At 43.8% G+C, this 7,187-nt stretch carries 5 protein-coding genes and 1 pseudogene; 5 read left to right on the top strand and 1 reads right to left on the bottom strand.

Features of this window, described 5'->3' with window-relative positions:
* Nucleotides 1–58: 58 nt before the first annotated feature.
* From rfbD to RWJ43_RS05265, 5 genes are all read left to right on the top strand, one after another.
* A complete protein-coding gene (gene rfbD / locus RWJ43_RS05285) occupies nt 59–958 on the top strand; it encodes a dTDP-4-dehydrorhamnose reductase (protein WP_314008670.1) in 900 nt (299 codons plus the stop codon).
* Nucleotide 959: 1 nt separating this feature from the next.
* The gene (gene rfbB / locus RWJ43_RS05280) at nt 960–2,027 is read left to right on the top strand and encodes a dTDP-glucose 4,6-dehydratase (RefSeq protein WP_314008668.1); all 1,068 of its coding nucleotides are present in this window, start codon (nt 960–962) and stop codon (nt 2,025–2,027) included.
* Entirely contained in the window at nt 2,027–2,872 is an 846-nt protein-coding gene (locus RWJ43_RS05275) for a LicD family protein (RefSeq protein WP_314008666.1), read from the top strand. The genes rfbB and RWJ43_RS05275 overlap by 1 nt, the downstream gene beginning before the upstream one ends.
* 211 nt (nt 2,873–3,083) lie before the next feature.
* A complete protein-coding gene (locus tag RWJ43_RS05270) occupies nt 3,084–4,874 on the top strand; it encodes an NTP transferase domain-containing protein (RefSeq protein ID WP_314008664.1) in 1,791 nt (596 codons plus the stop codon).
* 17 nt (nt 4,875–4,891) lie between these two features.
* On the top strand, nt 4,892–5,839 hold the full coding sequence (locus RWJ43_RS05265; protein WP_314008661.1) for a DMT family transporter: 948 nt from the start codon (nt 4,892–4,894) through the stop codon (nt 5,837–5,839).
* A gap of 99 nt (nt 5,840–5,938) precedes the next feature.
* Here RWJ43_RS05265 and RWJ43_RS05260 read toward each other — a convergent pair.
* A pseudogene (locus tag RWJ43_RS05260) lies at nt 5,939–7,187 on the bottom strand (sulfatase-like hydrolase/transferase); the annotation flags it as partial.

Here is a 7,187-nt window from a genome sequence, read left to right as displayed (position 1 = left end):
GAGCACCTCAAGAGCGTTGCAGAGGGACGTATTCTTCCTTCTGAAAAAGGGGAGTAAGATGCGAATTCTTATTACTGGCTCTCACGGTCAGTTAGGCAATGAACTCAAACGCCTTTTTGAGACTGGTGTCTCTGAAATTGGTCCTATTCCAAAGTTGTTTGTTGATCCAGATGTTGACTATACCGATGCAGACGAGTTTGATATTACTAGTTCAGAAGCGGTAAATACATGGTTTGACCAGCATGATCGTTATGACCTTGTTATTAACTGTGCGGCCGCAACAAATGTAGACGGCTGCGAAAGCAATTTTGAGATGGCGTTTGCGGTAAATGCGCTTGGTCCTATGAATCTTGCACGTGCCTGTAGCGCCACTCAGACAAAGCTTGTTCAGGTATCCACCGATTATGTTTTTAGTGGCAAAGAAAGCTCTCCACGCACAGAAGAAGATGCTCCTTGTCCTGTTTCCGCTTATGGTCGCTCAAAATTAGCGGGAGAAGGACTTGCGCTTGCAACAAATCCTCAAACGTTTGTTGTTAGAACTGCATGGCTTTATGGCTATGTTGGCAAGAACTTTGTAGCAACTATGCGCACCCTAGGTTCGAAGTATTCAGAGATTAGTGTTGTTGATGATCAGGTGGGTAATCCTACCAGTGCAAATGATCTTGCTCATACTATCTTATGTATTGCGGTTACTGAGAACTATGGCATCTATCACGCTACCAATGAGGGAACATGTTCATGGGCTGATTTTGCTGAGGCTATTATGGCTGGCAGCAATCTTGATTGTAAGGTTACTAGGGTAACCTCTGCTCAGTGGAAAGAGATGCACCCAGAAAGTGCTTCTCGCCCCGCGTATTCATCTTTGGTAAATGCGCATCTTGAGAGTACCATTGGAAATAGTATGAGGCCTTGGCAAGAGGCTCTTGCGACATATCTTTCGAAGGTAGAAAGAGGTTAGTGTGAAGACCTATTTAGTAACTGGTGGAGCTGGATTTATTGGATCTAACTTTATCCACTATATGCTCAAAAGAAATCAGGATATCCATATTTTGAACGTGGACGCCCTGACCTATGCAGGCAATCTTGAGAACCTTTCGAAATATGATCAAGACCCTCGTTATACCTTTGCTCACGTAGATATTAGGGATAAAGAGGCTCTGACACAGTTGTTTGAGGCTCATCATCCCGATTATGTTATCAACTTTGCTGCAGAGAGCCACGTAGATCGCTCTATTGAAGATCCGGGTGCCTTTGCTGACACTAACGTTATGGGTACTGTCGCTCTTCTGAGCGTTGCAGAGTCTTTCTGGAATGATGGCCAGGGCTCCTACGGAGACCACAGATACCTGCAGGTTTCTACTGATGAAGTCTACGGTTCACTTCCGCTTGATGATCCAGAGGCATTCTTCCGTGAGACTACACCATTGAGCCCTCATAGCCCTTACTCTGCATCTAAGGCTTCTGCAGATATGTTTGTAAAGGCCTGGCATGATACATACGGGTTCCCAGCAGTAATTACTCGTTGCTCTAATAATTACGGACCATATCAGTTCCCTGAGAAGCTCATTCCTCTGATGATTGAGAATTGCTTGGAACACAAGTCTCTTCCTGTCTATGGCGACGGACTTAATGTTCGCGATTGGCTGTACGTTGATGATCACTGTAAGGCAATTGCTATGGTTCTTGAAGGTGGACGCCTTGGTGAGGTCTATAACGTTGGCGGTCACAACGAGCGCAACAACCTCTACATTGTTAAGCGCATCATCAGTGAAGTTGCAAGAATCACTGGGGACACTCAGATTACTGAGGATCTAATCTCTTACGTTACTGACCGCAAGGGTCACGATCGTCGTTATGGTATTGCACCTGATAAGATTAAAGAAGAGCTTGGTTGGTATCCAGAAACTCCATTTGAAGAGGGTATTGTTACCACTATCAACTGGTATTTAGAGAACCGCGAGTGGGTTAAGAATGTAGTTTCCGGTGATTATCAGGATTACTACAAGAAGATGTATGAAGGTCGATAATGCGCACATACGATACAGAAACGCTTAAGCATCTCCAGCAAGTTGAGCTGATGATTTTAAAGGACTTCGTAGACACGTGTGAAGCCAACAACATCCGCTATTTTGGTTTTGGCGGCACCGCGATTGGCGCCCTTCGTCATAAGGGATTTATTCCTTGGGATGATGATATCGACGTTTGTCTTCCTGCAGAAGACTTCAACAAACTCTTAGATATCTATGATAAAGAGTGGTCAGAAAAGTATTCAATCATGAATACTGAGAGGGACATCAACTATCCATTCCCAACCACGCGCATTATGCTCAAAGGAACACAGTTCTGCGAAGAAGCACTTGCTTCACTTCCGCTTGATCTTGGTATTTTTCTGGATGTCTACTGCTTTGATAACGTTTCAGATGACGAGAAGGAATATCAGAAGCAGGCATTTGATGCGTGGTTCTGGTCACATATGCGCATCCTCGTTGACGTTCCTCGCCCTGTTATTTTGGCCGACGGCATCAAAGGAAAGCTCTTAAAGGCAGCAGTTACTATGGGTAGGGGAGTTTGCAAACTGCTGCATCTCTCTACTCAGAAAATGTATGAGCGTGAGCAGGAAGCCCGCAACCGCTTTGCTCACGTTAAGACAAAAAGAATTGCCTACCTGCACGATACGGATAGGTTTGTAAATACCTATCCAGTTGATGAGGTTTTTCCTGTCGATAAGCTTGATTTTGATGGAATTCAAGTAGCGTTCCCTAATCAAAATGATAAATTCCTTAGGATGCTTTACGGCGATTACATGCAAATGCCACCAGTTGAGAAGCGTAAAAACCACTATCCAGCGCGTTTGGATTTTGGTCCTTACTAGGGTCTTCTCGCCTGTAAAGCAATACATAAAAGGTAAAACGGCATCTCAGGTGCCGTTTTTTGTTAGATTGGCAGTCTTTGACAATCCTCTGAAGGTAATATGTTCAAAATATGTTCATACTTGTATAAATTTGAACATAGGAGTATTATGACTGAAGTTAATTGGTATGGAAGTTTATTTCGCAGTTAATTGGTCTTCATTTGGAGGAACCGTGGCACTAACAAATAACGTGTTTTCTGTATTAAAAACTATTGCTCTTTCTGACGAGAAGCTCAATCAGAGACAGCTTGCAGAAGAAACTGAGCTTTCTTTGGGATCAGTTAATTCAGCAGTAAAAACGCTTGAGGACCAGGGTCTTATTGAAGAGGGACTCATCACACCAAAGGGTCTTGAAGCTCTGAAACCTTATGAGGTTAAGAATGCCATTATTATGGCAGCTGGTCTGTCTTCTCGCTTTGCACCTATTTCATATGAGAAGCCAAAGGGTGTCCTGAAGGTTCGTGGAGAAGTTCTGATTGAGCGTCAGATTCATCAGTTGCTTGAAGCTGGCATTACTGACATCACCGTTGTTGTGGGTTATAAGAAGGAGTACTTCTTCTATTTGGAGGAGAAGTATGGCGTCAAGATTGTTGTTAATCCAGATTATGCAACAAGAAATAACAATTCCACGCTGTGGTATGTAAAAGATCAGCTTGATAATACGTATATCTGCTCGTCAGATGACTACTTTACTCAGAATCCATTTGAGCACTATGTCTATGAGGCTTATTACTCAGCAACGTATGTCGCAGGAGAAACTGATGAGTGGTGCCTTAAAGAAGGACGTGGTGGACGTATTACTGGCGTAGAAATTGGCGGTTCAAATTCTTGGATTATGCTTGGTCACGTCTATTTTGACAGGCAATTCTCAAAGAAGTTTGTAGATATTCTTGAGGCTGTCTACGACAAGCCAGAAACCGTTGATATGCTCTGGGAAGAGATTTACGTCCGTCATATCAAAGAGCTTTCTATGACCATTAGAAAGTATCCTGACGGCGTTATTTACGAGTTTGATTCCCTTGATGAACTTCGTCAGTTTGACCCAGCATTTATTGAGAACATCGACTCAGAGATTTTTGACAACATTGTCTCGGTGCTTCATTGCCAGAAGAAGGATATCCACGGTTTCTATCCTCTAAAACAGGGACTTACCAATTTATCTGCTCACTTTATTGTGGGATATGGTGATGATGCTCAGGAGTATGTCTACAGGCATCCAGGTGTTGGTACCGAGAAACTCGTTGATCGTGCAGCTGAAGAAGCTGGTCTTCGACTTGCTCGTGAGCTTGGCCTAGACAACACCTTTATTTACGAGGACCAAAAAGAAGGTTGGAAGATTTCCAAGTTTGTGAAAAACGCTCAGAATCTTGATCCTCATAATCCTGAGCAGCTCAAGCGCGCAATGGAGATGGGTTATAAACTGCATCATAGCGGCGCGTCACTTGATCGTTCTTTTGACTTTGTCAACGAGGGTCTTAATTACGAGAAACTCCTGCTTGAAGAGGGTCCTATTGAGATTCCTGGCTACTACGAGCTTCGCGAGAAGGTCCTGCGCTTGAAGAAGTTTGCAGACGCAGATCAGTATCCAATTGTTATTTCACACAATGATTTCTTCTATCTGAATTTCTTGATTGATGAGGCCGGTACCTACAGCCTTATTGACTGGGAATATGCAGGCATGTCAGATGAGGCTAATGACTTTGGTACCTTCGCAGTTTGCTGTGAGCTTACTGACGATGAGGCTAATGCTGCTATTGATTACTACTTTGGAAAAGAGGCAACGTTTGAGCAGCGCAGACACTTCTGGAGCTATGTAGTCTTTGCTGGTTGGTGCTGGTATCTCTGGTCTCTGGTTAAGGAAGCAGAGGGCGAGAACGTAGGCGAGTGGTTCTTCATTTACTATCGCTACGCTGCAAACAATATTGATCGTGTTCTTTCTTGGTACGAAGACGCTCAGAACTAAGAGCAAAAGGAGAAACTATGTATTACGGTCTTTTAAGCGGTATTCTTTGGGCGGTTGATACCGTTATTCTTGGCGTTGCTCTTGGTATGAGTCCTTATGTTGATTCAGCTCAGGCGTCATTTGTCAGCGCATTCATGCACGATTTCTTTGCCGCTGCAGTTCTTTTAGTCATGATGGCTCAGAAAGGCAGACTTAAGGACACCCTTGAGGCAGCAAAAACAAAGAGTGGCCGTGTAGTTATGCTTGGCGCACTTCTGGGTGGACCAATTGGTATGAGTGGCTACCTAGCTGCTATTAACACCATTGGACCTGGTTACACCGCTGCAATTTCAGCTTTTTATCCTGCAGTTGGTTCGGTTTTGGCATGGCTTTTGCTCAAAGAAAAGATGAACTTAAAGCAGGTTATTGCCCTTATTGTTGCTCTTGTTGGTGTCATGGTTATTGGTCTCTCAACTGCAGCAGGCGAGGGTAACGGAAACGTTCTTGTGGGTATCTTGGGTGTTGCTGCATGTGTCTTTGGCTGGGGCTCTGAGGCGGTAATTTTGGCCTGGGGTATGCAAGACGATGCTGTTGATAATGAGACCGCTCTTCAAATTAGGGAAACCACCTCTGCGTTTGCTTATGGTCTTCTCATCTTGCCATTGGCCGGTTCCGTTGATTTTGCTGCACAGGTTGCACTAACTCCTGCTAATGGCGTTGTCTTTATTGCTGCTCTTGCAGGTACCGCCTCATATCTCTTCTACTACAAGGCAATTGACGCCATCGGTGCTTCTCGAGGTATGGCACTGAACATTTCTTACTCTGCATGGTCGGTCATTTTTGCAGCTCTTGCAGGTATTATCCTGCCAACAATTATGCCTGAAGCAATTCCATCTCCACTGGTTGTAATTTGCTGCATTGTCATTATTGTAGGAACAGTTCTTTCTGCAACTCCAGACTGGAACGAGTTGCTCAAGAGAGATTAGTTTGTTTCTGCAATTCTAGATGTCTTAAAAAACGAGTCATTCTGTGGTAAGAATGACTCGTTTTTGTTTATCTAAAGCTTTTAGCTCTGTGTTTGTGAGCTATTTATCGGAGACTAATCTCCAGTTATTTCCTGTCAAACTCCAGGTAGTAAAGTCGGTTGCATCGCCATTGATGACAAACTCTCTGAGTTCTGCATCGCGGTTATTCTCGGTAATAGTTTCAATGTAGTAACGAGGACGATTCTCTCCCTCATAAGACTCATCAAGAGGAGTGGTGTAGTTAGAGAGCATCTGAGAATCTGCGCCCATATCTTTGAGCGTTTGAGCCAAGATATCGTAGTGCCAGACAGGAGCATCTGAAATCTGCATTGGTTGTTCGGCTTCTTCTGCGCTTTGACCAGCAGGTTTATAGAAGATTGCTGGAGCAGATGTCTCTGTAATATCGTTTGGTGTTAGATACCAGCGACCATGGTCAGCAGTCACAATAATAGAGGTGTTTTCGTAGAGGCCAAGACGCTTAAGCTCTGCAATATAAGCATCTACGATTTTCCAAGCACCTCTCGTCTGTTCAATTTCATTCTCTTCGCTTGGATCTTTGGGGCGCTCAAGGTTTCTATTTAGGATGAAAGGACCATGGGATCCCATAAGATGGATAAAGCGGAAGCTTCCTGTATCGTTTTCATCATGAACAGACAGGCCATAGTGCTGGAGTTCCTGATAATACTTAAGGTCATCTTCGTTATAGCGCTGAGAAGACATATCAACCTCGTCGTACGTAAATTTTCTCATCATACGCATGTTGAGGTCCTCGGTGTAATACCAGAAGCGGGGCTTAAACATCCAAGGCATATCTCTACAGAACGCCGTCTTGTAGAGAATGCGAAGTGCACCAAGCACATTAAGCTGGTTTTCTGAACCACGACCACGAAGCTCGTGATAGTTGATAGTGCGGTTGTGTATGTAGTCGGTATAAATTGAGTTGAAGTTATCGGTATACAAGCCAACGGAGTAACCAAGCTTATTGATGTCATCTAGATAATGGCTGTTGTCCGCCCAACCATTAACAAAGTCTCCAAATGATTGACCGGGTTGTAGGCGATTTTCAAAGACAAGAGAAGGAATTCCGTATCGTGTAGGAATCATTGATCCAACAGAGTTCCTGTACCAGGTAAAGCCTGTCATATGGGCGAATGTTTCGGGATACTCGTTATAGATTTGCTGTACAAAGGCTGTATCAGTGGTATCCAAAACAAAGACCACAACGTTCTTCTTGGAAGAAACATTAAAGAGACCATCTCTTGTTGCATAAATTTGCTGAGATTCTCTTGTGTTTACATCTGTAAAAGCT

Origin of the sequence: Lancefieldella parvula (assembly GCF_963530955.1) — a bacterium.
GTDB lineage: Bacteria > Actinomycetota > Coriobacteriia > Coriobacteriales > Atopobiaceae > Lancefieldella > Lancefieldella parvula_A.
Note: the sequence above shows the minus strand (reverse complement) of the source record. Positions and strands in the feature narration are given on the sequence as shown.

Excerpts from the sequence above, each read along its gene's own strand:
- RWJ43_RS05265 (WP_314008661.1), top strand. The coding sequence starts at position 4,892 with ATGTATTACGGTCTTTTAAGCGGTATTCTTTGGGCGGTTGATACCGTT.
- rfbD (WP_314008670.1), top strand. The coding sequence starts at position 59 with ATGCGAATTCTTATTACTGGCTCTCACGGTCAGTTAGGCAATGAACTC.
- RWJ43_RS05275 (WP_314008666.1), top strand. The coding sequence starts at position 2,027 with ATGCGCACATACGATACAGAAACGCTTAAGCATCTCCAGCAAGTTGAG.